The following is a 23,468-nucleotide window of genomic DNA, read 5'->3' on the forward strand; positions in this document are numbered from 1 at the left end:
GCTGGGGCCGGCGCGGCAGCTTCGGCGGGCGCGGCTTCAGCCGGCGCCGCCACGGGCTCGGCGGCGGGGGCTTCGGGCGCGGCTACCGCGGCGGCCGAGGCCTTCACGGCCGATTGCACGCCGTTGCGGCCGCGGCGGGCGGGGGCGGCTGGGGGAGCGGCCGCGGCGGGCGCGGGGGCCGGCTCGCCGTCGGTGGCGAGTTTGGCGGGCAGTTTGTCGAGGGGCGTTACGGCCTGTTGATCCAGAATCTTATAAATCAGGTCCTGCTTGCTCAGGCGGCGAAAATTGCCCACGTTCAGGGATTCGGCAATTTCCTTCAGCTCGGACAACAACCGGTCCTTGAGCTCATCAATAGTGTACATATAACGGTACGGGGAGAAGAGAAATCGGGGTGGAAACGCCCGGCGACGGCCGCGGAACTAGCTGGAATGATTCACTACGGCACAAAACCCAACGGAGCAGCAGCGCCAAACGCGCGGGCAGAGGTGGCAGGAAACAGCGGGAGTTTGCGGGCGCCGGGACGACAGCGAAGCGGGTTCGGGGCGCGGCTCCCGGGAAGGAGCGGCCCGGCAGTTGGCGCCGGCTTGCTTCTGCAATGTTACGCAATACGCCCAAATGCCCCAACAGGATGCAGCATTTTTCTGAGCGGCTGGTAGAAATTCAACTTTGCGCCGCCGGGGAAAGTTCAGCCCGGGCTAGCGGACTGATTTCCAGCACCGAAGCAGCCCTCCGGGTTAGGGCGCTGCGGGCCGTGCTTCCCTCTGCAAACGCGCTAATCGGCGCTGCCAGGGCCGAATACTGCCCGGCAATGGTGAAAAGAGCCCGCAAGCCTGCGCCGCCGAAAACCGCTACTTTTGCCCCGACTCATTGTGTTTTGACTGCGTTATGCTGCAAGTTTCCGTTCTGAAGGAGCAAACCGACCGCGTGCTGGCCGGCTTAGCGAAAAGGAATTTCCCCAACGCCGACGCCGAGGTGCAGCGCATCCTGGGCCTCGACCAGCGCCGCCGCCAGCTGCAAACCGAGCACGACTCGGCCCAGGCCGAAGCCAACAAGCTGGCCCAGCAGATCGGGGGCCTGATGAAGAGCGGCGACAAAGCCGGCGCCGAAACTTTGAAAGCCCGCACCGCCGAGCTGAAAGGCCAAACCAAAACCGCCGCCGAGGAGCTGACGCAGGTCGAAAAGGAGCTGCAGGATGCGCTCTACCGCATTCCGAACGTGCCGCACCAGAGCGTGCCCGCCGGCCGCTCGGCCGACGACAACGAGGTGGTGCGCGAAGTAGGCCAAAAGCCCGAGCTGCCCGCCGACGCGCAGCCGCACTGGGAACTGATCAAAAAGCTCGACATCATCGACTTCGAGCTGGGCAACAAGATTACCGGCGCGGGCTTCCCGGTGTACAAGGGCCAGGGCGCCCGCCTGCAGCGCGCGCTCATCAATTTCTTCCTGGAGCAGGCCCTCGACGCGGGCTACACCGAAATCCAGCCGCCCATCCTCATCAACGAGGCCTCGGGCTACGGCACCGGCCAGCTGCCCGACAAGGAAGGCCAGATGTACCACGCCACCGCCGACGACCTGTACTTGATTCCGACGGCGGAGGTGCCCATCACCAACCTGTACCGCGACGAAATCATCCCGACGGAGCGCCTGCCCATTCGCAACACCGGCTACACGCCCTGCTTCCGCCGCGAAGCCGGCTCCTGGGGTGCCCACGTGCGCGGCCTGAACCGCCTGCACCAATTCGACAAGGTGGAAATCGTGCAGATTACCCGGCCCGAGGACAGCTACGCGGCCCTCGACGGCATGGTGGCCCACATCGAAGGCCTGCTGCAACAGCTGGGCCTGCCCTACCGCGTGCTGCGCCTCTGCGGCGGCGACATGGGCTTCACCTCGGCCCTGACCTTCGACCTGGAAGTGTGGTCGGCGGCGCAGCAGCGCTGGCTGGAGGTCAGCTCGGCCTCGAACTTTGAAACCTACCAGGCCAACCGCCTGAAGCTGCGCTACCGCGACGAAAACAACAAAACGCAGCTGCTGCACACCTTGAACGGCTCGGCCCTGGCCCTGCCGCGCATCGTGGCCGCCTTGCTGGAAAACAACCAGCAACCCGACGGCACCATCAAGCTGCCCGAGGTGCTGCACCGCTACTGCGGCTTCCAGCAGCTGGGCTAAGACCTTGGTTTGCGCAAAAAAGGCCCGTCAGCTAATCTGACGGGCCTTTTTTGTTGATTGAAGCTCATGTCGAGCGCAGCCGAGACATTTCGGTGGATAGTAAGTTCCTTTCCTCAGGTTGATTACTACCTGCCGTCAGCACGCGAGATGTCTCGACAAGCTCGACATGACGGGCTAATTGTTTCGTTTTGCGCCTTTAGCACTTAGTACTCAGCAAACGACTGGTCGGCAAAGCACCAGAGCCACCGTTCCCCGGGCTCGGCCGACGCCACGACGGGGTGCTGCGTGGCGTGGAAGTGCTTGGTTGCGTGCTTGTTCTTGGAGTCGTCGCAGCAGCCGACGTGGCCGCACTCCTGGCACACGCGCAGGTGCACCCAGGTGTCGCCCATGGCCAGGCACTCGGCGCAGGCGTGGGTGGCAGCGGGCGTGATGTGGTCGAGGGCGCGGAGGTGGGCGCAAAGTTTGGGTTCCATGGCGAGTCGTGAATTAGGCGGGAAAGGAGGCTTCGGCGGGCAGCAGTGTGGTGCTGATGCGCACGCCGGCCATGAGGGTTTTCTGCACCGGGCACTTATGCGAAATCTGCTCCAGGCGCTGGCGCTGCTCCTCGCTCAACTCCCCGAGCAGGCGCAGCTCCTTGTGCACTTCGTCCATGCGGGCGTCGCCGGATTCGCAGGCTTCGCAGTCGACCACGTGCACGCGCCGGTGGCGCAGGCGCACTTCGATGCCGGTGAGCGGCCACTTTTTCTGGGTGGCGTAGAGGCGCAGGGTAATGGCAGTGCAGGCGCCCAGGGCCGAGAGCAGCATGTCGTAGGGCGTGGGGCCGCGGTCCTGGCCGCCCACGTTTTCGGGCTCGTCGAGGACGAAGGTGTGGCGGCCGGCCTGCACGTCGGCCAGCAGGGCATCGGCGCCGACGCGCACCACGACGGTGTGCGGCTCGGCTGAGGTGAGGGCAGTTTCCATGGGCGGCAAGGCAGAAAAAGATTGACGCCCAAAAGGTAGCCATTGGCCCGGCTACGGCGGTATTGCGGCCCAACTTTTGGCGCAGCGCCCTCAAAAGCTGGACTGTTACGCCCAGGTTTCCTATCTTGATACGACCACCAACGCCCGTTGCCGATGCTCACCGCTACCGACTCAGCCCGCCGCCCGCCGCTTTCCCAGCTCCTGCAGCAGCGCGCCGCCCTGCTCACCAACCTGCCTCTGACCACCGAGCAACTGGCCGAGCTGTTCGGCTACCTGGCCCCGCGCCTGGCCCTGCAGGGCTGCGACCATACCCTGGGCCACACCCGCTGCTTTGCCGCGGCGCACGGCCTGCGCTTCGAGGCGCTGCGCCAGTTTCTGGGGCGCCACGGCGGCACCTGCGACTGCGCCGTGCTGACTGCCGTGGAGGCCCGCTACGCCGCCATTCTCTAACTGCTCCGGGCTAGCGCGCGTCGCGCCAGGGCGGCAGGTCCAGGTCGAAGCGGATGTCGCGCATGCAGCGAAAGTGGCCTTGCGGGCACTTGTCGTAGCCGATTTTCGAACAGGGCCGGCAACTCAGCCCTTCTACTTCCAGCACCCGAAACTCGGTGCGGAAGGGGTACATGCCAAACTCCGGCACCGTGTTGCCCCACACGCTGAAGATTTCCTTGTTGAACGCCGCCGCAATGTGCATCAGCCCCGTGTCGTGGCTGACGACGAGCTGCGCCTGCCGCACCAACGAGGCGGACTGGTGCAGCGAGAACCGCCCGCAGGCGTTGTAAATCAGGGTTTGCGTAACCGGCAGTGCGTTCTTGTCGAAGTAATGCGCCCGCGGCGAGAGGCCGTGCGGGGTAATGCCCATGGGTTCGGCCGCTTGCTCGGCGTGTTCGAAGTGCAGCTCCACTACGTGACCGGTGCTTTCGTCTTCAGGGCCGCCGAGCAGCACCACCGGCCGCCGCAGCTGCGCGCACAGCTCAATAATGCGCTCCACCGGCAGGCGCTTGGTGGCGTGCTGCGCCCCGATGGCAAAGGCCACGTAGCCGCGCTGAAACGCCGGGGGCAGCGTGTCGGCCACGCTTACCTCCTGCCCGGCCGGAATGAAGTAGTCGAGGCCGCGGCCGTCGTCGTGCACGCCTAGCGGGGCGGCCGCCTCCAGGTAGCGCTGCACGATGTGCACCCGCGGCAGCACGTCCCACTTCCAGTTTACCAGCAGCCACTTGCGCCAGTTCAACTTATCGAAGGAGGCGCCGGGCACGCCCAGCTGCAGCTTGATGAGCAGGGTGCGCAGGTTGTGGTGCAGGTCGACGACGAAATCAAACCGCTCGGCGCGCAGCTCCTTCACCAGCTCGCTCAGCTTGCCGGTGAGCGTATGCACTTTGTCGACGTAGGGGTTGGCTTCGAGCAGGCCGCGGTAGGCGGGCTTGGTGCAGTAGTGCACCACGGCGCCCGGCACCTGCTGCTTCAGGGCCCGCACCACCGGCGTGGTCAGCACGATGTCGCCGATGGACGAAAAGCGCAGGACGAGAATCTTCATTGCAGTTCAGTGGCTGGCGCCGGCATAGCCGCTTCCGCGGTGAGGCCGGCGCCGGGTATAAAGCAGGTGTTCAGCCTGCACGGGGCCGTTGCCACGGCGTGTTGCGGCCAATGCAGCCGGCCCGGTTGAGTAACTGTCGCTGGGCGCGTCGGCCCCAACCGCATAACGTCGGGGCTAGCCAAACAGTGGCCCGTAGTCAGTGGCTTTTTTGCCACCGCCGCCTTTGGGGCTACCGAATTTCACTGCCTTTTCGCGGCGCTGGCGGAAGTATTCGTCCAGCTCGCCCACGGTCAGGGCGTTGAGCGTCATGGCTGCCGTCAGGCCGCCTTTGCGGCCCTGCAGCACGCCGTAGGCCATGTCGGCGTAGCCATCGGTGTGGTGGGCGTCGGGGTTGATGCTCATGCGCACGCCCTTTTCCATGCAGCGGCGCACCCACTGCCAGTCGATGTCGAGGCGCCAGGGGTTGGCGTTGATTTCGATGGCCACCTGGTGCTCGGCGCAGGCGTCGATGACGGCTTCGTAGTCGATGGGGTAGCCTTCGCGGCGCAGCAGCAGGCGGCCGGTGGGGTGGCCCAGCATGGTGCAGTACGGGTTCTGAATGGCGCGCAGCAGCCGCTCGGTGGCGCGCTCCTGGTCCATTTTCAGCCCCGAGTGCACCGAGGCCACGATGAAGTCAAACTCGGCCAGCACCTCGTCGGGGTAGTCGAGCGAGCCGTCGGCCAGGATGTCGGACTCGATGCCCTTGAAAATGCGGAACGGGCCCAACTCCCGGTTCAGCTGCTCGATTTCGCGGTGCTGCTCGCGCACCCGCTCGATGCTGAGGCCTCCGGCGTAGTGCGCGGCGCGGGAATGGTCGCAGATGCCGAGGTACTGGTAGCCGTGGTCGCGCAGGAACTCGGCCATCTGGCGCAGGGAGTGGGCGCCGTCGGAGTAGGTGCTGTGGTTGTGCAGGGAGCCGCGCAAATCCTGCTCGGTGAGCAAGGTGGGCAACTTGCCGGCCGCTGCTTCCTCGATTTCGCCCTGGCCTTCGCGCATTTCGGGCTCCACGTACTGCAGCCCGGCGGTTTCGTAAATGGCCTGCTCCGAGAAAAAGCGCGTGGTGCGCACCAGCCGCCGCAGCGTGGGCGCAGGGGCCTTGGCCGGCAGCGGGGCCGTCAGGTGCGCTTCGGCACCGGTCTGCAGAAACAGGCAGCCGATGAAGTCCTCCGGCTTGGCCAGCTGCACTTCTACTTTCACGCCCGACTGCGTGGCCGTGCCGCGCCAGGCAAAGGGGCCCGAAGCAGCTTCATCGGCGGCCAGCCCGTCGATGCCCGCCAGGATTTCGTGGGCCTGCCAGGGCTGGTTCGTGCCCACCACCACGCGCACCGTCTCGACCACCGGCAGGGCGCGGCGCACTTCGCCGGCCACGGCCACCTGCTCGGTGCGCAGCCCCTGTTGCAGCAACTCCACTAGTTGGCGGCCCAGCTCCTGGCCCTGGTTGATGAGCACCTTGCCGCGGCTTTGGGCGGTGAATTCCAGCGCGGCCAGGATGGCGTCCTGGGTTTTGGCGCCGAAGCCCTTCAGCGCGCTGACGCGGTTTTGCTCGGCCGCTTCGCGCAGCGCGTCCACCGACTCGATGCCCAGCTCCCGCCACAGCGCGCGGATTTTCTTCGGGCCGATGCCTTTGATATTGAGCATGTCGACCACGCCGGGCGGAGTGGCACGCTGCAGGCGGTCCAGCTCGGGGAAGGTGCCGGTGCTCAGCAGGGCCTGGGCGGCCTGCGCGGCGCTTTTGCCGAGGCCGCCGGTGGTGGTGAATTCGCTCGGGTCGAGGTCGGCAAGGGGGACGTCGAGGCGGTCGACGGCGGCGGCGGCGCCTTCGTAGGCGCGCACTTTGAACGGGTTTTCGTCGTGCAGCTCCAGCAGTTGGGCCATCAGCCGGAAGGCACGAATCAGGGCGCGGTTGTCCAAGGTAATGCGGGGTTTGGGGCGGTAAAGCTACTACGCAAAACGCGGCGGCCGCGGCGGCCCGCGGCTCAAGTTCTGCCCGAAGCCGCGCCGCTTGCGTAAGTTAGCAGCCATGCGTTACCCCGTTCTCCTCTTCGTGCTCAGCAGCCTGCTGCTGCTGGCCAGCACCTGCCGCACCGACACCAAAACCAGCGTGCAACAACAGCAGCTGAACCTGCTCACGCGCACCTGGCTGCACTCCCACGAGGAAGACCAGGCCGACGTGCTGGTGTACCGGCCCAACACCTACAACTTTCCGCCCTCGCGCGGACGCACCGGCATCGGGTTCGACCAGAACGGCTTGTTTACGCAGTACGACATTGCGCCCACCGACGGCGTGCAAGGCCGCAAGGGCCAGTGGATGGTGATGGACGAGCACACGCTGCGCATCACCCTCGACGACAAGCAAGACCCGCCCTACCTGCTCGAAATTGTCTCGCTCGACGACAAAATGCTGAAGGTGCGGCGCAAGTAATCAGGCAGGATCAGTAGAAGTGCAAAAGAACGTCATTCCTCGACTGCGCTCGGAATGACGTTCTTTTGCACTTCTGTTTTCTCTTAATTCCCGAGAACAAGTGAACTTCTGGCTCGTCAAATCCGAACCTTCCGCCTACTCCTTTGCCGACCTCGAACGGGACGGCCGCACCGACTGGACCGGCGTACGCAACCACCAAGCCCGCGCCTGCCTGGCCCGCATGCAGCCCGACGACCTGGTGCTCGTGTACCACAGCGTGACCGATAAGGAAGTGGTGGGCGTGGCCCGGGTGGTGGGCGCCCCCGCCCCCGACCGCACCGCGGAGCCCGGCACGCCTTGGGTAGCCGTGGACCTGGCGCCGCACCAGCGCCTGCCGCGCCCCGTATCCCTGGCCGCCATCAAGGCCGATGCGCGCCTGCAGCAGATCGGGTTGCTGCGCCAGTCGCGGCTGTCGGTGATGTCGCTCACGCCGGAGGAATTCGACCTGGTGCTGGCCTTGGGGCACTAGCCGCCCGGCACTTGGCTTCGACGGCCGGCCTGCAGCCCGCAGGCCGGCCGTTTTTTTTCCGGGAGGCGCCAAGCGGCGAAAATGGGCGCCTTTTGCTGGATAAAGACGCAGCTTCGGGGGCTACTTTGCTCGTATTCAGCGGGCCGCTTGTGCACTCTGCCCGGTGGCGGCATCTAGTAGGTACTGCGCCGCGCCGGTCGTGCGGCTTTTGGCCCGATTTGCCGTATTTTAGCTATCCGCGCCCCGCGTCTTTCCCACCGCCATGTTTCGCTCGTTTCTGCTGCTACTGCTTCTGCTGAGCCCGTGGGCGTTGCGGGCCCAGCTCACGCCCACCCAGCCCCGCCGCCTGGAGTTGCCCCTCGACCCGGCCACCAGCGACGTGCGCGTGCTGCCGCTGGCCGACACCACCGTGGCCGTGTTCATCGAAAACACCGCCAACGGCTCGTTTCACCCCGAATACACCTTTCAGCATTTCGACCGCAACCTGCAGGCCGTGCGCACCGTGCCGGTGAAAGTGGACCGCGAATTCCGGCTGCTACAGGCCACCGCGGCCCTGCCCTACGCCTTTGCGCTGTTTCAGTCGGATTACGTGGCGGCCCGCTTCCAGGTGTTTCGGCTGGATTTGCGGTCGGGCGAAGTGCAGGGCTTCGCCTTCGACACCAAAAAGGTGGAGGACCTCTACGACCTGGAGGTGCTCGACGGCAAGCTCTTCGCCACGGTGCAGGTGCAGCGCCACCTCACGGTGCTCCACATCGACATCGACCAGGAGGAGTTTCGCCTGCTGCCGGCCCTCTACGAATCCATTCCGACGGAAGTCACCTTCCTGCCCGATTCGACGACCCAGAGCGCGGGCTACGTGGTAAGCCAATCGAACGGCTTTTTGTCGCGCTTGCAGGTCAAGCACCTGTCGGCCCAGGGGCAGCTGCTGGCCTCGCGCTTTATCCAGGCCGAAAGCGGGCGCGGGCTCATCACGGCCCAGCTCAGCCCCGGCGACAGCACCCAGCGCCTGGTGGCGGGCACTTACACCCTGCGCGACCCGCGCTACTCCCAGGGCCTGTTTGCCTCCAACCTGTCCGGCGACCCGGCCCTGCGCCCGCCGCTGCGCTTCTATGATTTTGCGGTGCTCAAGCACTTTTTCGACTTCATGAAGCCGCGCCGGGCCGAGCGGCTGCGGGCCCGCAGCGCCCAGCTGCGCGCCGCGGGCCGCGAGCTGCGCCTGCGCTACCGCATCCTCACCCACCGCATGATTCCGTTTCAGGACGGCTACGTGCTCGTGGGCGAGGTATATTATCCGCAATACCGCAACGGCAACAGCTACACCGGCTGGGCCAGCTACATGGGGCCGCGCTACTACGACGGCTACCGCTCCTACATGAGCCCGCGCAATCTGGAGGGCTACCGCTCCACCCACGCCCTGGTCTGCGGCTTCGACCGCTACGGCACCTTGCTCTGGGACAACACCTTCGTGCTTAAAAACGTGGAGCAGAGCACGCTGACCGAAACCGTGCGCCTGCGCCCGCTCGCCGACGGCAAACGCTTGGTGCTGGCCTACCTCGACGAGGAGAAGTTCCGCTACAAAATCGTGGACGGCACCGCGGCCTCGCCCAACGACCTGGAAGTGCCCATTCAGACCAACACCGAGGGCAAGCACGAAAAAACGCTGGAAACCGAGCAGCAGGGCGTGCTACCCTGGTACGGCAGCCGATTCCTGGCCTACGGCTACCAGCGCGTGCGCGCCGAGCACGGCAGCCCGCGGCAGGTGTATTTCCTGAACGTGCTGGCGTTTGAGTAGGCCCGGCCACATCCCGGGCCGCCGGGCGCGCGTAAGCAGGGCTTCCAACCCTAGCTTCCCGCCTATGAACCTCCGACTGCTTCGTTTCTGGCCCCTGCTGGTGCTGCTGTGGCTGGGCGCCTGCCGCGCCGCCGGCCCCGAAAAACCCGCCCGCACCGTGGCCGAATTTTTCAGCAAATACGAAGGCCGCTCCGGCTTCCGGGCCACCACCTTCCAGCCCGATCTGCTGACCCGCATCCTGCTGGGCCGCCTGGGCAACCTGACCGACGCCAGCGCCGTGCAGGCCCTGACCAACGTGCGCAGCATCCGGGCCCTGACCTTTGCGCCCACTTCCGCCTCCTCGCGCGACCTGACCGAGCGCGGCTTGCTCAACGAGGTGGACGGGCTGCTGCGCAATGAGCGCTACGAGCCGCTGCCCACCAAGGACGCCAGCGCCGGCAACGCCGCCTACCGCTACGCCGTGCGCCGCTCCGGCGACAAAATAAAGGAAGTCGTGGCCACCGGCCGCCAGACCGACGCCCCCGACTCGTTTATCATGCTGGCCATCAGCGGCGACTTCACCCAGAGTCAGCTGGAGCAGCTGCAAAAGATTCTGCCAGGACTGAGCGGCGAAATCACCAAGTAGCGTTTCTGCTTTCATCGACGAAGCCCCGGCTGCAAGTTGCGGCTGGGGCTTCGTCGTTTTTTCTGGGGAGGCAAGCAATAATAGATCGTCATCCTGAGCTGCAGGCGAAGAACCTTCCTCGCACCCAGCACCGCCGCTACGAGCAACGGGCTGGCTCTTTATTGAACCACTAGTAGCGCAGTCTCCATGCCCTCACGATTGGGCGTTGGTAGCTGCGTTATTTAGTTGGTCCAGGGTCCGAGCAGGGTCCTTCGTGTTGCTCAGGATGACACGGCTGGGTATCCTGCCACTTGGGTAAACGCCAACAAAAAAAGCGGCGCCCCGAAGCTCGGGACGCCGCTTGTCACGCTAGGCGCAGACTACCGGATTAGGGCTGCGGCGTGGTGCCACCTTCCTGGCCGGGGATGTAGAACTCGAAGCGGAACTCGACGCGGCGGTTCTTGGCCATGTTGGCCGACGAGGTGTTGGGCGCGGCCGGAGCCGATTCGCCCATGCCCAGCGTCGGGATGCGGGCCGCATCGATGCCCTTGCCGGTGAAGTACTGCTTGGCCGAGGCGGCGCGGCGCTCCGACAGCCCTTGGTTGTACTCCTCCGTGCCGCGGGCGTCGGCGTGGCCGACGATGCGCAGGCCGTACTCGGGGTGCTCCTGCAAGGCTTTCACCATCTTGTCGAGGGCCGGGTACGAGGAGGGCAGAATCTGGGTGCTGTTGGTGCGGAAGCGCACGGGCTGCTCCAGTTTGCGGATTTCAGCCGGGATTTCCGGGCAGCCGAGGGCATTGACTTTGGCGCCGGCCGGGGTATTGGGGCAGCGGTCCTGCGCGTCGGGCACGCCGTCACCGTCCGAGTCGAGCGGGCAGCCGTTGGCATCTACCTGGGTGCCGCGCGGGGTGTCGGGGCACTTGTCGAACTTGTCGGCCACGCCGTCACCGTCGGCGTCGGGGCAGCCGCGCAGGGCGGTGGTGCCGGGCTGGTCGGGGCAGTCGTCTTCGCCGTCGGCCACGCCGTCGTTGTCACGGTCGGGGCAGCCCTGCAGCTCGGGTTTGCCGGCTTCGGTGGGGCACTTGTCCTGGTAGTCGGCCACGCCGTCCTTGTCACCGTCGAGTGGGCAGCCGTTGGCGTCGACCTGCACGCCCGAGGGCGTGTTCGGGCACTTGTCTTTGCGGTCGGGCACGCCGTCGCCGTCGGTGTCCTTGGCTTTGCCGAGGCTGATGTTCAGGCCCACGGTATGCTGCAAGAACCGGTCGTCCCACTTGTTGTCGTCGCGGGTCGGGTCGCCGTCGATGTTCGCGTTGAGCGGAATGTGCTGGCCGGTCTGGATGAACAGGCCCACCGTTTCGCCGAGGCGGAAGTTGATGCCGGCGGCTCCAAACAGGTCAAAGTAGCTCTTGTCCTCATCCGTCACCGCATTGTTGAAGCGGCCTTCGCGCGAGGTAAAGCTCCAGCCGGGCGCGGCCAGCAGGTAGGGCTGCACCACGGCGTCTTCCTTCAGGGCCCAGCCGTTGTTGAGCTTGAGCTTGAGGCCCAGGTTCACGTTCACCACGTTGGTTTGGAAGAAACGGGTGGTGCCGTTGCCGAGGTCCTCGCTTTTCAACTCCACGTAGTTGCCGTGCAGGCCCAGGTCGAGGCCGGGCGTGAGGTAGCGGTTGATGGAGATGCCGGGGCCGAACTGACTGTCGCCGAGCTTCCAGTAGGTCGAGCCCAAGTTGCCCTTGTACTGAAAGGCGCTGCCATTCAGGCCAATGCCCCATTTTTTGTCGGCAGTTTGAGCGTGTCCGCGTGGGGTGGCCGCCAACAGCGCCAGACCCAGGACAGCGGTGGTTACGAGGTGTTTCATAGACGAAACGGTTAGGTTGAACAGAGCAGAATGGCGCGGGCGGCAACCCGCCGCGCACCACGCATTAATGCCTGCCTATACCCCCGGTGCCGCCCTCAAGTTGTATTAAAACGCAGTTTTCTCACCTCGCTCTGAACATAAACAGCAGTAAAACAAGCCAAAACGCAATCATCTGAGGAGAGTAGAATCAACGGTACTCCTGCAGAGCTCTAGACTGAGGCCGGGCGCAAAAACAAGTGGTGCCCCCACTACGCGTCGGGGCACCACCACGGGTAGTTGCTACCAGCCATCCGGCGGCGGGTGGCCGGGCGCTAGGCCGGCCCCCGCGCGCTCTAGCGGGCCATCAGCCGCTCGATGTCGTCGGCTTCCAGCGGAATGTCGGCCATCAGGTCTTCGCACTGCGAGCGGGTAATGACCACGTCGTTTTCCAGGCGGATGCCCAGGCCTTCCTCGCGGATGTAAATGCCCGGCTCGACGGTGTAGACCATGCCCGGCTCGAAGGTGCGGTACTTGGCGCCCACGTCGTGCACGTCGAGGCCGAGGTAGTGCGAGGTGCCGTGCATAAAGTACTTTTTGTAGAGCGGGGCGGCGGGGTCCTGGTTGTTCACGTCGCCTTGGCTTAGCAGCCCGAGGCCGATGAGCTGCTGCTCCATAAAGCGGCCCACGCCGGCGTGGTATTCCTCGATGTTGCCGCCGGCCACCAGCTGCGACTTGGCGTACTGCATCACGCGCAGCACCGCGTCGTACACCTCGCGCTGGCGCGGGGTGAACTTGCCGTTCACCGGAATGCTGCGCGAGAGGTCGGCGGCGTAGTTGGCGTACTCGGCGCCGAAGTCGAGCAGGATGACGTCGCCGTCCTTGCACTCCCGGTCGTTCGAGACGTAGTGCAGGATGTTGGCGTTTTCGCCCGAGGCGATGATGCTGCCGTAGGCCGGCCCGCGCGAGCCGCTGCGGATAAACTCGTGCACGATTTCGGCCTCGATTTCGTACTCCATCACGCCCGGCTTCACGAAGCCCAGCAGGCGGCGGAAGGCGTTGCCGGTGATTTCGCAGGCGCGGCGCATCAGCCGAATTTCCTCCGGGTGCTTGATGGCGCGCAAATGGTGCATGATGGGAGCGGCGCGCTTGTAGTCGTGCAGCGGGTACTGGGCCCGGATTTCCTTGCCGAAGCGGGCGTCGCGGGTTTCTACTTCCACCACCGCGCGGATGTGCTCGTTCGAGTTCAGGTACACGTGCTCGGCCTCGTTCATCAGCGCCGGCAGCACCGACTTAAAGGAATCAAGCCACATGATGGTCTGAATGCCGGACTGCTCGCGGGCCTGCTGCTTGGTGAGCTTGTAGCCTTCCCAGATGAGAATATGCTCGCTGGTTTCCTTCAAAAACAGGATTTCGCGGTACTGAGGCAGCTTGGCGTCGGGGAAGATGACCAGGATGCTTTCCTCCTGATCCACGCCCGAGAGGTAGAACAGGTCGTTGTTCTGGCGAAACGCCATGGTGCCGTCGGCGTTGGTCGGCATCACGTCGTTGGAATGGAAGATGGCCAGGGAGCCGGGCAGCAGCTGCCGCTCGAAGTTGCGGCGGTTTTGGGTGAAGAGGTCCGGGGAGATGGAGCCGTAGCGCATAAGTCGGGAGTGGGAAAACGCGGGAAGGACGGCCGCCGGGGCCGCCGGCTGCAAGTTAGGCGGATTGGATGGATGGCAATTGCCGCCGGGCGGTCTACCTTGCCACCCGGTGCGGGCGGGTTTTGCCGGCGCCGGCCGCCTACCACCATGAACGAGCTTGCCAATTCGCCATCCGCCCCGGCACCCGCCGCGGCCCCGCCCCCCCGCGCCGGGCACTGGAGCCTGCACCTGCTGGGCCTGGCGGTGAGCGTGGCGGCCTGGCTGTGGTGCGTGCATTGGCTGAGCAAGGCCGATTTGTCGGCGCCCGGCCGTGCCGCGGCCGATACGGTGCGCTACACCCGAGCGGTGGCCTTGCTGCTGCCGGCCAGCGGCGCCATCTGCTTTTGCGCCAGCAACGTGCTGCGGCGCGGCCGTTGGCTGCTGTGGCTGGCGGGCTTGCTCTGGCTCACCGCGTGTTTGGTGCTGGTGGGCGTGTTCGGGCTGCTGCGCACCCTGGGCGAAGCCACTACCACCCGCACGGCGCTGCTGGCCCTGGGCGTGGGGCTCAGCGCGGCCGCCAGCTTCGTCGCGTTCTGGCGGCTGCGGCGCACCCGCCCCTAAGGCCGCCGGCGGGCCCGGGGCAAACCGTGCGGCCCGCTGGTGAGGAAACGTGGCCGGCGCGGTATCTTTGCCGTCCGCCCGCCTGCCCCATGCCTCAGCCCACCGACGCCGCGCCCATTCTGCTGATTCAGACCGCCTTCATCGGCGACGTTATCCTGGCCACGGCCCTGCTGGAGCGCCTGCACCAGACCGAGCCCGCTACTCCGGTGGACGTGCTGGTGCGCCGCGGCAACGAAGGGCTGCTGCAGGGCCACCCGCACGTGCGCCGGGTGCTCATCTGGGACAAAAAAGCGGGCAAGTACAGCGGCCTCTGGCGTCTGCTCCAGGAAATTCGGGCCACGGGTTACGGCCGCGTCTACAACTTGCAGCGCTTCGCCTCCACTGGCCTGCTCACCGCGTTTTCCGGGGCCGCCGAGCGCGTGGGCTTCGACAAAAACCCGCTGAGCTGGGCCTTCACGCGCCGGGTGCCGCACGGCTTCGCTCCGGGTCTGCACGAAGTGGCGCGCAACTTGGCCCTGCTGGAGCCCCAGCCCGAAGGCCCGCTGACCCGCCCCCGCCTCTACCCTTCCGCCGCCGACGAAGCCGTGGCCGAGCAAGCCGCCAGCCACGCTGCGGGCGGCCCCTACGTCTGCATTGCGCCCACCTCGGTGTGGTTTACCAAGCAGTTTCCGCGCGAGCAGTGGGTCAAGCTGCTGCGGGCGCTGCCCGCGCACTACACCGTGATGCTGCTCGGCGGTCCGCCCGACACGGCCGAGTGCGAGGCGCTGCTGCAAGAAGCCCAGCGCCCCCGGGTGTTCAACCTCAGCGGCACGCTCTCCTTGCTGGCCTCGGCGGCGTTGATGCGCGGGGCGGTGCTCAACTTCGTCAACGACTCGGCGCCCATGCACCTGGCTTCGGCAGTCGACGCGCCCACCTGCGCCGTGTTTTGCTCCACGGTGCCCTACTTCGGCTTCGGCCCGCTCAGCTCGTTTGCCCGCATTGTGGAGCTGCCCGAGGAGCTGGCGTGCCGCCCCTGCGGGCTGCACGGCTACCGCAAGTGTCCGCTGGGCCATTTCCACTGCGCCCACGGCATCCGCACCAGCCAGCTCCTGGCCGTGCTGGCCGAAGCCGAGCAACGCGCGGTGTTGAAATGATGCGTACGAGGCGCTAACGCAGGATTACGGTCCCAAACCGACGGCCCCACCCGCCGTCATTGCTTCGCTCTGCTCGCAATGACGGCGGGGGCGCAAGCGGCCCCCAACCGTGGGGCGGCCAAACCGTTGATGGGGCTGGCGGGTTATCTTTGCACCCTTTGCGCGGCGGGCCCGGACGCCCGCGGCGCGTTCCGCTTTTTCTACTGACCCCACACGCGTTGGCAGCCCCTGGCCGGGGCGCCGCGGCGTTGTCGCCTATACCCATGCTCGACTACGATTTTCACGAATACCCCAACGGCATCCGGCTGCTGCACAAGCAAGTGCCCCACACCAAAGTGGCCCACTGCGGCTTCCTGCTCGACATCGGCTCGCGCGACGAGCGGCCCGAGCAGTACGGCCTGGCCCACTTCTGGGAGCACATGGCTTTCAAGGGCACCGAAAAGCGCCGTTCCATCCACATTCTGAACCGGTTGGAAACCGTAGGCGGCGAGCTGAACGCCTACACCACCAAGGAGAAAATCTGCTTTTACGCCTCGCTACTGAGCACCCACTTCGAGCGGGCCTTTGAGCTGCTGACCGATTTGACCTTCCACTCCACCTTCCCGACCAAGGAAATCGAGAAGGAGCGCGGGGTGATTCTGGAGGAAATGGCCATGTACGTCGACGCGCCCGAGGACGCCATCATCGACGACTTCGACGGGGTAGTGTTCGGGGAGCACGCCCTGGGCCACAACATTCTGGGCACCCGCGAGAGCGTATCGGGCTTCACGCAGGCCGATTTTTTTCAATTTTTGAAGGAAAACCTGCGCACCGACCAGTTGGTATTCAGCTCGGTGAGCAACCTGCCCTTCGCCCAGGTGAAGCGCCTGGCCGACAAGTATCTGGCTCCGCTGCCGGCCCAGCTCGGCGCCCGCCCGCGCCAGCCCTTCGGCGCCTACGAGGCCCGGCAGCAGACGGAAGCCAGGCCCATCACCCAGGCCCACAGCCTCATTGGCTGCCCGGCCTACGCCCTCACCGACCAACGCCGCCTGCCCTTCTTCATGCTCACTAACATTCTGGGCGGCCCGGGCATGAACTCGCGGCTGAACCTGGCCGTGCGCGAGAAGTATGGCTTCGTTTACAGCATCGACGCCAACTACGCGCCCTACACCGACACGGGCCTGTTCGGCATCTACTTCGCCACCGAAAAGGCGCGGCTGGACCGTACCACCCAGCTCGTACTTAAGGAGCTACGCCTGCTGCGCGAAAAGGCCCTGAGCACTTCGCAGCTGCACGTGGCCAAGGAGCAGCTCATGGGCCAGCTGGCCATGGCCGAGGAAAGCAACGGCGGCATGATGCAGCTGCTGGGCAAGAGCACCCTGGACCTGGGCCGGGTGGAGTCGCTCAACGAAATCTTCGAGCAGATCCGGGCGGTGACGGCCCCGCAGCTGCAGGAGCTGGCCAACGAAGTCTTCGCCGAGGACAACCTGAGTACCCTGCAGTACGTGCCCGAATCGGGCAAGCGCCGCTAAGCCCTAACGGCGCCGCTGCGCCGTGGCGCGAGGCCCTGTTTCGCGTAACCCGAATGCTTGTCGTTCCGGATACGCGGCAGTGAGGTCTCGTGCTACGGCGCCGACGGCCCGGCTTGATTTCCTTCACCTATGTCCGTCCCGCACTTCGGTCACGTCGGCTCCTACCTGCCCGGCGACGCGTTTCGCTCCCGCCTAGAGCTGCGCCTGAGCGGGATGCACCGCCCGGTGCGGGCGGGCATTGCCGGCTCGCAGCACACCGGGGCCGAAAGCATCGTGTTGTCGCAGGTGTACGAGGACGACGTGTTCACCGAGGACGAAATCATCTACACCGGGCAGGGCGGGCGCGACCCGAAAACCGGCCACCAAACCACCGACCAGACGCTCAACGACCGGAACCTGGCCCTGCTCAAAAGCCAGGAAACCGGCCGGCCGGTGCGCGTGCTGCGCAAGGTGCTCGACGAGGAAAGTCAGGAACTGGTGTTTCGCTACGAGGGGCTGTACCGGGTGGTCGGGCACGCGTTCGAAACCGGCAAGTCGGGTTTCGGCGTGTGGAAATTTCGGCTGCGGCCGGCGCCGAATGACCGCCGGGCGTAATTCGGCGTAACGGCTAACCAGAAGAGCACAGGAGAGCAGGGCGGCGCCGGCCGTGAATATTTAGGCTGCCGCTAGTCCTGAACGACGAAACGGGCCTGCCGCCGTTCTGCATTCCCCACGCCCACTCCATCGTTCACCCAATCCGCGGAACCCAATGAATCCGTCTGAATCCCAGATTCAGCAGTACGCCGACGCGCACACCTCGCCCGAGCCCGCGCTGCTCGGCCGCCTGGTGCGCGAAACCCACCTGCAGACGCTCATGCCGCGCATGCTCTCGGGCCACTACCAAGGGCGACTGCTGAGCATGCTCAGCCACATGATTCGGCCCCGGCGGGTGCTGGAGCTAGGCACCTTCACCGGCTACTCCGCCCTGTGCATGGCCGAGGGCCTGGCCCCCGACGGCGAGCTGTACACCGTGGAGCAAAACCCCGAGCTGCGCCGCCGCGTGGAGCGCTACGTGCAGGAAGCTGGCCTCGCCGGCCGCGTGCACCTGCACATCGGCGACGCGGAGCAGCTCATTCCGACGCTCGAAGAAACCTGGGACTTGGTGTTCATCGACGCCGACAAAATCCGCAACCAGGTGTACTACGAACTGGTGCTGCCACGGGTGCGCCCGGGCGGTTTTCTGCTCATCGACAATGTGCTGTGGAGCGGTAAGGCCCTGCCCGACTACCCGCTCAAGGCCGCCGACAAGGACGCGCACGCCGTGCGCGCCTTCAACGACTTCGTGCAGCAGGACGAGCGGGTGGAAAACGTCTTCCTCGCCCTGCGCGACGGACTACTGCTGGTGCGTAAGCGCTAATAAGTCAACCGCTTACTTAGAACCGCCTTAAAAAATCCGGCTTGCGTATACGACTCCCGGTTAAACACCGGTGTCGTTGGCCGGTCCAAGGCCCGCACGAGGGCCACGCTTTGTTGATATGAAACACGCTTTAGGGTTACTTTTTCCGCTTGTGGTTGTCACGGCTCCGGCCCTGGCGCAGACCGCGCCCGTAACGGGCCGGGTGCTCGATGCCAAGGACCAGGCGCCGCTGATCGGGGCCAATGTGCTGCTTACCCGCCTCGCGGCCGACTCAGCCCGCACCGGCGCGGCCGTGGAGCCGACAGGGGCCTTCACCGTGCCGGGCGTGGAGCCGGGCCGCTACCGCCTCACGGTGTCGTTCCTGGGCTACCAAACCATCAAGCGGGCTGTAACGGTAAGCGGGCAGCCTCTGGATTTGGGGACCCTGGCCCTAACCGCCGGCGGGGTAACCCTGAAGGGCGTGGAAGTAACCGGGCGGGCCGCCGCGGCGGTGCAGAAGGGCGACACGGCTCAGTACGACGCCCGCGCCTTCAAAACTAACCCCGACGCCAACGCCCAGGACCTCATCACCAAGATGCCGGGCGTGACGGTGGACCCGAGCTCGGGCAAGATTCAGGCCCAGGGCGAGCAGGTGCAGCGCGTGCTCGTCGACGGCAAGGAATTCTTCGGCAACGACCCCGACGCGGTGCTCAAAAACCTGCCGGCCGAGGCCATCGACAAGATTCAGGTGTATGACCGGGCCTCGGACCAGTCGCAATTCACCGGCTTCGACGACGGCAATCAGCAGAAAACCATCAACATCGTCACGCGGCCGCAGTTTCGCAACGGGCAGTTTGGGCGGGTGCTGGCCGGCGTGGGCCAGGGCGGCGACAACCAGACGCGCTACCGCGCTTCGGGCAACATCAACTCCTTCCGCGGCAAGCAGCGCCTCTCGCTCATTGCGCAGAGCAACAACGTGAACGAGCAGAACTTCGGCACCGACGACCTGTTGGGCGTGGTGGGCTCGTCGGCGCGTGGGGGCGGCGGGGGCCGCAACGGCGGGGGCGGCAATCAGGGCGGCGGGGGCAACAACGCCTCGGGCAACTTCCTGGTGGGCCAGAGCGGGGGCATCTCGAAGACCAACGCCCTGGGCCTAAACTACTCCGACAGCTGGGGCAAGAAAACCGACGTGCAGTCGAGTTACTTCTTTAACCGCAGCGTGAATACGCTCAGCAGCCAGACCGACCGGCGCTTCACGGCGCAGGATTCGCTGGGGCGGGCCTTGCGCTACCAGGAAAACTCGCTCACGCAGAGCACCAATATCAACCACCGCGTGAACCTGCGCCTGGAGCACAAGTTCGACTCGGTCAACTCGGTGCTGTGGCAGCCGCGCCTCTCGGTGCAGCAAAACGACAGCCGCAACCACCTCGACGGGGCCACCTACCGCGGGCAACCCAACTCGGAAACCATCGGGGAGCTGCGCAGCAGCAACGTGAGCGACTACAAGGCCAAAAACCAGGGCATCAACTTCGGCCAGAGCCTGCTCTACCGCCACCGCTTTCAGAAGCGCGGGCGCACTTTCTCGCTGGGGCTGAACATGAGCTACAACACCCGCGACGCGGAAAATTTCCTCAACTCGCTCAACGACGATTACACCCGCTCCGCTACCCCGGGCGTGCCCGTGCGCAGCAGCACCGACCAGAAATCGGAGACGGACCAGACGGGCTGGACCTGGAGCGCCAACGCCAACTACACCGAGCCGCTGAGCCCCAAAAGCCAGCTGCAGCTGACCTACAACACCAACTACACGCCCAACGACTCGGACAAGAAGACCTACAACCTCAACGGCCCGACCGGGGAGTACACCGTCTTCAACCCGGCGCTGAGCAACGTGTTTACCAGCCGCTACCTCACCAACTCGGGCGAGGTGAGCTACCGCTACAACGACCGGGAACTGCAGTGGTCGGTGGGCGCGCAGGTGCAGCACGCGCAGCTGCGCAATGAACAAGAGTACCCGCTGGCCACCACCACGCGCCGCAACTTCCTGAACGTGCTGCCCAGTGCGCAGGTACGCTACAACTTCTCCAAGCAGCAGAACCTGCGCCTGAACTACCGCATGCGCACCCAGGCGCCGAGCATCAGCCAGCTGCAGGAGGTGGTCAACAACTCCAACCCGCTGCAGATTACGACCGGCAACGCCAACCTGCGGCAGGAAAACACCCACAACCTCTTCGTGCGCTACTCCTCGGCCAACGTGGAGAAGTCGACCTCGTTCTTCGCCCTCATCGGCGGCTCCTACACCAGCAACAACATCACCAACAGCACCCGCATCTTCAGCCGGCCCACGGAATTTCGGGGCGTCATCGTGCCGGCGGGCGGGCAGGTGACCGAGCCGGTGAACCTGGACGGGCAGTACTCCTTGCGCACCTTCGGCAACTACACCGTGCCGCTGACCCTGCTCAAGTCGAACCTGAACCTAAACGCCAACGCCAACTTCGCGCAGACGCCGGGCCTCGTGTCGATTAACCGCGACGAGGAGCAGCAGCTCAACTACAGCCGCACGCCCAGCTTCGGCTTCGGGGCGGTGCTCAGTTCTAACATCAGCCCGAACCTGGACTTCACGCTCTCGTCGAACTCCTCGCAGACCTACGTGCGCAACACGGCCCAGACCACGGCCAACCGCCAGTACTTCCGCCAAAACACCAACCTGCGCCTGAGCTGGATTATCATCAAGGGCCTGACGGTGCAGTCGGACGTGGCCCACGTGGCGTACTCGGGCCTCTCGGCGGGCTACAACCAGAACTACGTGCTCTGGAACGCCTCGGTGGGCAAGAAGCTGTTTGCGCGTCAGCAGGGCGAAATCAAGCTCTACGCCTTCGACATCCTGAAGCAGAACAACAGCATTCAGCCCAACCAAACGGCCGCCTACGTGGAGGACGTGCGCACCAACATCCTGACGCGCTACGTGATGCTGATGTTTACCTACAACATCCGCAACTTTGGCGGCAGCGGCGGGGCGCCCACCCCGGACGCGCCCCAGGAGGAGCGCCGCGGCAACTTCCCCGGCGGCCGGCCGGGCGGCTACCCCGGGGGCCCTCCCGGTGGCTTTCCGGGCGGTGGCCCCGGCCCCGGTGGCGGACCCTACTAATTCAAGCGAGTCGGCAGTATTGCCGACTCGCTTGGGTTTTGGCCATAGCCGTGTAGCGCCGCCATTCGGGCCTGAGTGCCGGAATCATCGAGCAAACTTCGCTGGACTATTTACCTTGCACATTGCAAGCAACGCGGCTTAGCAAGTGCTTGCTGCGTAGTGCTGCTTCCTGCACAGCGTAATTATATAGCCGATGGTTTTCGTATGAAATACGTGTACCCAAACTGCCCTTTTGCCTTGGGCAGCAGCTTATTCCTGGTCCTGATGGCCCGGCTCAGCCCGGTGCAGGCTCAACCAACCATTACCGCCATAACGCCGGCGGCCAACGCCCGGTCGGTGGCGCGCACCGCCCCGGTTACGGCTACGTTCAGCCAGCCGCTGACGGCCGCCTCGGCGGCCGCGCTGAAAGTCTATTCCGGGCAGCGCGGCGGCCTGCGCACGCGCGGCACCACCCCCGCGACGGTCAGTGGCAATGCCCTTAGCTTTACGCCGGCTCCGTACGCCTTTCAGTCCGGCGAAACGGTGCACTACACCATCACGACGGCAGCCAGTAGCAGCAGCGGCGCGCTGGCTCGGCCCCGGGTCGGGCAGTTTACGACGGCCGTGAGCGGAACGGGCAACGGCAACTTCCAGCCCGGCGCCGACCCGGCCGTGGGCACTTTTGCCTACGACGTGGCCGTGGGCGATGTGGACGGCGACGGCGACTTGGACCTGCTCGCGGCCAACAACGCCACGGCCGGCACGGTGAGCATCCGCCTCAACGACGGCAGCGGCACGTTCAGCGGTGGCCAAAGCGTGAGCGTGGACAACCTGCCCAACAAGGTGCTGCTGGCCGACGTGGACGCGGACGGCGACCTGGACCTGCTCACCGCCAACGACAACAGTTCGGTGAGCATCCGGCTCAATGACGGCAGCGGCACGTTCAGCGGGAGCCAAAACATCCGGTTCAACTGGCGCCCCCTGCTGGCCGTGGGCGACGTGGACGCCGACGGCGACCTGGACCTGGTGATGGCGGCCGCTAACGGCGGCGAGGTGCGCGTGGACCTGAACAACGGCAGCGGTGGGTTTTCCCAGTACAGCCAGACCTTCGTGTCGTACACGCATATGGGCATGAGCCTGGGCGACGTGGACAACGACGGCGACCTGGACCTGCTCCTGACCACGGAAGGAGCACTGGGTACTAAAGTGGAAACGCTGTTTAACGACGGCACGGGCAACTTCGGCAACCTGCAGAGCGTGCCCGTGGGCGCGGGCGGCAGTCCGAACAGCCTAGCCGTGGGCGACGTGGACGGCGACGGGGACTTGGATGTACTCACGTCCAACGTCAATCCGACGGGCGTGAGCGTGCGGCTCAACAACGGGCGGGGCGTCTTCAGCGGCACGCAGGAAGTGGCCGTGGGCAGCAATTACGCGGCCTTGACCCTGGGCGACGTCGATGCCGACGGCGACTTGGATTTGCTCACCACCAACGGGGCGCTCAACAGCGTCAGCACGGTAAGCATCCGCCTGAACGACGGCAACGGCAACTTCAGCGGCACGCTGGAAGCCGTGGCCGGGCTGCACTCCCGCCGCCTGGCCCTGGGCGACGTCGACGGCGACGGAGACTTGGACCTGCTCGCGGCCAATTACAACCAAAACGGGACCGTCAGCGTGCGTCTGAACGGCCCCGGCGCCCTGACGTCGACTTTTTCGCCGCGGGCCACCACCCCGCTGCTGACGGTGGCCCCGACCGTAGCCGGCACCCAGCCGCTGCGCTACGCCTACGCGGGTGCCTCCCTCGGGCCGGCGGCTACCCTGTCGCTTCACAGCGCCGACGGCAAACGGGTGTGGCTGCGCACCACGGGCGTAAGCGCGGCCGGCGAATTGCCGGCTACCGGCCTGGCCCCCGGCTGGTACTGGGTGCGCCTGCAAACGCCGACCGGCCGTTTCGTCGCGCGGTTTTACCAGCCCTGACCCCGACGGCCTTGCCTCGACCGTGCGTCACGCGTTGCTATTTCCTATCCGGCGCATTAAGAATGCTGCGGCGGTAGCGGGTAGCGGCAGCATAGCTCGGAGGAAGCCGGCAGGTGGGGTGAAAGCCCCCGGCCTAAAGTTCAATAGTCAGTTGACGGGGCGGTTCAGCATACGTTTTGCGGCAGGGGCCGAATTGGTAAGCGCCGGCTGCAGGCACGCCACGGCGGCACCAACGCAGCGCCCGAAGGCCTG

Annotated in this window: 20 protein-coding genes; 13 read left to right on the top strand and 7 right to left on the bottom strand. The window is 65.6% G+C overall.

Annotated elements, in window-relative coordinates; genetic code table 11:
* Window positions 1-362 (bottom strand): Rho termination factor N-terminal domain-containing protein (locus LJ737_RS17735; RefSeq protein WP_227768086.1); only part of this gene is annotated, 362 nt, incomplete at its 3' end.
* A 523-nt stretch (window positions 363-885) separates the two neighbouring features.
* On the opposite strand from LJ737_RS17735, the gene serS reads away from it, so the two are divergent.
* Window positions 886-2,163, top strand: coding sequence for a serine--tRNA ligase (serS, locus tag LJ737_RS17740; RefSeq protein WP_227768087.1), 1,278 nt, complete (start codon window positions 886-888; stop codon window positions 2,161-2,163).
* Window positions 2,164-2,366: 203 nt separating this feature from the next.
* Here the strand turns inward: serS and LJ737_RS17745 are convergent, their stop codons facing one another.
* The gene (locus LJ737_RS17745; protein WP_227768088.1) at window positions 2,367-2,636 is read right to left on the bottom strand and encodes a UBP-type zinc finger domain-containing protein; all 270 of its coding nucleotides are present in this window, start codon (window positions 2,634-2,636) and stop codon (window positions 2,367-2,369) included.
* Window positions 2,637-2,649: 13 nt separating this feature from the next.
* A complete protein-coding gene (locus LJ737_RS17750; RefSeq protein ID WP_227768089.1) occupies window positions 2,650-3,123 on the bottom strand; it encodes an OsmC family protein in 474 nt (157 codons plus the stop codon).
* 153 nt (window positions 3,124-3,276) lie between these two features.
* Between LJ737_RS17750 and LJ737_RS17755 the strand changes: the two genes are divergently transcribed.
* Window positions 3,277-3,573: a DUF2695 domain-containing protein gene (locus tag LJ737_RS17755; protein WP_227768090.1), complete on the top strand. Its 297-nt coding sequence runs from the start codon at window positions 3,277-3,279 to the stop codon at window positions 3,571-3,573.
* Between the two features lie 10 nt (window positions 3,574-3,583).
* Here LJ737_RS17755 and LJ737_RS17760 read toward each other — a convergent pair whose 3' ends face one another.
* Window positions 3,584-4,654 (bottom strand): glycosyltransferase family 9 protein, encoded by a 1,071-nt coding sequence (locus LJ737_RS17760; protein WP_227768091.1) that lies wholly within the window; start codon window positions 4,652-4,654, stop codon window positions 3,584-3,586.
* A gap of 174 nt (window positions 4,655-4,828) precedes the next feature.
* A complete protein-coding gene (gene polX / locus LJ737_RS17765; protein WP_227768092.1) occupies window positions 4,829-6,604 on the bottom strand; it encodes a DNA polymerase/3'-5' exonuclease PolX in 1,776 nt (591 codons plus the stop codon).
* Between the two features lie 109 nt (window positions 6,605-6,713).
* Between polX and LJ737_RS17770 the strand changes: the two genes are divergently transcribed.
* The 4 genes from LJ737_RS17770 to LJ737_RS17785 all read left to right on the top strand — a co-directional run bounded on the left by LJ737_RS17770 (window position 6,714) and on the right by LJ737_RS17785 (window position 10,040).
* Window positions 6,714-7,115 carry a hypothetical protein gene (locus tag LJ737_RS17770; RefSeq protein WP_227768093.1) on the top strand — a complete coding sequence of 134 codons (402 nt, stop codon included), beginning with the start codon at window positions 6,714-6,716 and terminating at the stop codon, window positions 7,113-7,115.
* Between the two features lie 100 nt (window positions 7,116-7,215).
* On the top strand, window positions 7,216-7,623 hold the full coding sequence (locus tag LJ737_RS17775; protein ID WP_227768094.1) for an EVE domain-containing protein: 408 nt from the start codon (window positions 7,216-7,218) through the stop codon (window positions 7,621-7,623).
* A gap of 262 nt (window positions 7,624-7,885) precedes the next feature.
* Window positions 7,886-9,415, top strand: coding sequence for a hypothetical protein (locus LJ737_RS17780; RefSeq protein ID WP_227768095.1), 1,530 nt, complete (start codon window positions 7,886-7,888; stop codon window positions 9,413-9,415).
* 64 nt (window positions 9,416-9,479) lie between these two features.
* Complete coding sequence (locus LJ737_RS17785) at window positions 9,480-10,040, top strand: DUF4252 domain-containing protein (RefSeq protein WP_227768096.1); 561 nt, start codon at window positions 9,480-9,482, stop codon at window positions 10,038-10,040.
* Window positions 10,041-10,407: 367 nt separating this feature from the next.
* Here LJ737_RS17785 and LJ737_RS27175 read toward each other — a convergent pair whose 3' ends face one another.
* Window positions 10,408-11,874, bottom strand: coding sequence for an OmpA family protein (locus tag LJ737_RS27175; protein WP_317206660.1), 1,467 nt, complete (start codon window positions 11,872-11,874; stop codon window positions 10,408-10,410).
* A gap of 332 nt (window positions 11,875-12,206) precedes the next feature.
* A complete protein-coding gene (locus LJ737_RS17805; RefSeq protein WP_227768097.1) occupies window positions 12,207-13,496 on the bottom strand; it encodes an aminopeptidase P N-terminal domain-containing protein in 1,290 nt (429 codons plus the stop codon).
* Window positions 13,497-13,643: 147 nt separating this feature from the next.
* On the opposite strand from LJ737_RS17805, the gene LJ737_RS17810 reads away from it, so the two are divergent.
* The 7 genes from LJ737_RS17810 to LJ737_RS17840 all read left to right on the top strand — a co-directional run bounded on the left by LJ737_RS17810 (window position 13,644) and on the right by LJ737_RS17840 (window position 23,216).
* A complete protein-coding gene (locus LJ737_RS17810) occupies window positions 13,644-14,096 on the top strand; it encodes a hypothetical protein (RefSeq protein WP_227768098.1) in 453 nt (150 codons plus the stop codon).
* A gap of 89 nt (window positions 14,097-14,185) precedes the next feature.
* A complete protein-coding gene (locus LJ737_RS17815) occupies window positions 14,186-15,229 on the top strand; it encodes a glycosyltransferase family 9 protein (RefSeq protein ID WP_227768099.1) in 1,044 nt (347 codons plus the stop codon).
* A 263-nt stretch (window positions 15,230-15,492) separates the two neighbouring features.
* Window positions 15,493-16,740, top strand: coding sequence for a M16 family metallopeptidase (locus LJ737_RS17820; protein ID WP_227768100.1), 1,248 nt, complete (start codon window positions 15,493-15,495; stop codon window positions 16,738-16,740).
* 129 nt (window positions 16,741-16,869) lie between these two features.
* Window positions 16,870-17,334: a YDG/SRA domain-containing protein gene (locus LJ737_RS17825; RefSeq protein WP_227768101.1), complete on the top strand. Its 465-nt coding sequence runs from the start codon at window positions 16,870-16,872 to the stop codon at window positions 17,332-17,334.
* Window positions 17,335-17,488: 154 nt separating this feature from the next.
* Window positions 17,489-18,136, top strand: coding sequence for an O-methyltransferase (locus LJ737_RS17830; RefSeq protein ID WP_227768102.1), 648 nt, complete (start codon window positions 17,489-17,491; stop codon window positions 18,134-18,136).
* A 118-nt stretch (window positions 18,137-18,254) separates the two neighbouring features.
* Window positions 18,255-21,263, top strand: a complete 3,009-nt coding sequence (locus LJ737_RS17835; RefSeq protein ID WP_227768103.1) for a TonB-dependent receptor — start codon at window positions 18,255-18,257, stop codon at window positions 21,261-21,263.
* 237 nt (window positions 21,264-21,500) lie between these two features.
* Window positions 21,501-23,216, top strand: coding sequence for an FG-GAP-like repeat-containing protein (locus LJ737_RS17840; protein ID WP_227768104.1), 1,716 nt, complete (start codon window positions 21,501-21,503; stop codon window positions 23,214-23,216).
* The last annotated feature ends 252 nt before the right edge of the window (window positions 23,217-23,468 follow it).

This window comes from Hymenobacter sp. 15J16-1T3B (genome assembly GCF_020711235.1).
Taxonomy (GTDB): domain Bacteria; phylum Bacteroidota; class Bacteroidia; order Cytophagales; family Hymenobacteraceae; genus Solirubrum.

What these genes read in the sequence shown, in the direction of transcription:
- LJ737_RS17830 (WP_227768102.1), top strand. Translation starts at nt 17,489, where the DNA reads ATGAATCCGTCTGAATCCCAGATTCAGCAGTACGCCGACGCGCACACC.
- LJ737_RS17785 (WP_227768096.1), top strand. Translation starts at nt 9,480, where the DNA reads ATGAACCTCCGACTGCTTCGTTTCTGGCCCCTGCTGGTGCTGCTGTGG.
- LJ737_RS17750 (WP_227768089.1), bottom strand. Translation starts at nt 3,123, where the DNA reads ATGGAAACTGCCCTCACCTCAGCCGAGCCGCACACCGTCGTGGTGCGC.
- LJ737_RS17820 (WP_227768100.1), top strand. Translation starts at nt 15,493, where the DNA reads ATGCTCGACTACGATTTTCACGAATACCCCAACGGCATCCGGCTGCTG.
- LJ737_RS17810 (WP_227768098.1), top strand. Translation starts at nt 13,644, where the DNA reads ATGAACGAGCTTGCCAATTCGCCATCCGCCCCGGCACCCGCCGCGGCC.
- LJ737_RS17835 (WP_227768103.1), top strand. Translation starts at nt 18,255, where the DNA reads ATGAAACACGCTTTAGGGTTACTTTTTCCGCTTGTGGTTGTCACGGCT.
- LJ737_RS17815 (WP_227768099.1), top strand. Translation starts at nt 14,186, where the DNA reads ATGCCTCAGCCCACCGACGCCGCGCCCATTCTGCTGATTCAGACCGCC.
- LJ737_RS17825 (WP_227768101.1), top strand. Translation starts at nt 16,870, where the DNA reads ATGTCCGTCCCGCACTTCGGTCACGTCGGCTCCTACCTGCCCGGCGAC.
- LJ737_RS17760 (WP_227768091.1), bottom strand. Translation starts at nt 4,654, where the DNA reads ATGAAGATTCTCGTCCTGCGCTTTTCGTCCATCGGCGACATCGTGCTG.
- LJ737_RS17805 (WP_227768097.1), bottom strand. Translation starts at nt 13,496, where the DNA reads ATGCGCTACGGCTCCATCTCCCCGGACCTCTTCACCCAAAACCGCCGC.
- serS (WP_227768087.1), top strand. Translation starts at nt 886, where the DNA reads ATGCTGCAAGTTTCCGTTCTGAAGGAGCAAACCGACCGCGTGCTGGCC.
- LJ737_RS17755 (WP_227768090.1), top strand. Translation starts at nt 3,277, where the DNA reads ATGCTCACCGCTACCGACTCAGCCCGCCGCCCGCCGCTTTCCCAGCTC.
- LJ737_RS17780 (WP_227768095.1), top strand. Translation starts at nt 7,886, where the DNA reads ATGTTTCGCTCGTTTCTGCTGCTACTGCTTCTGCTGAGCCCGTGGGCG.
- LJ737_RS17745 (WP_227768088.1), bottom strand. Translation starts at nt 2,636, where the DNA reads ATGGAACCCAAACTTTGCGCCCACCTCCGCGCCCTCGACCACATCACG.
- LJ737_RS27175 (WP_317206660.1), bottom strand. Translation starts at nt 11,874, where the DNA reads ATGAAACACCTCGTAACCACCGCTGTCCTGGGTCTGGCGCTGTTGGCG.
- LJ737_RS17770 (WP_227768093.1), top strand. Translation starts at nt 6,714, where the DNA reads ATGCGTTACCCCGTTCTCCTCTTCGTGCTCAGCAGCCTGCTGCTGCTG.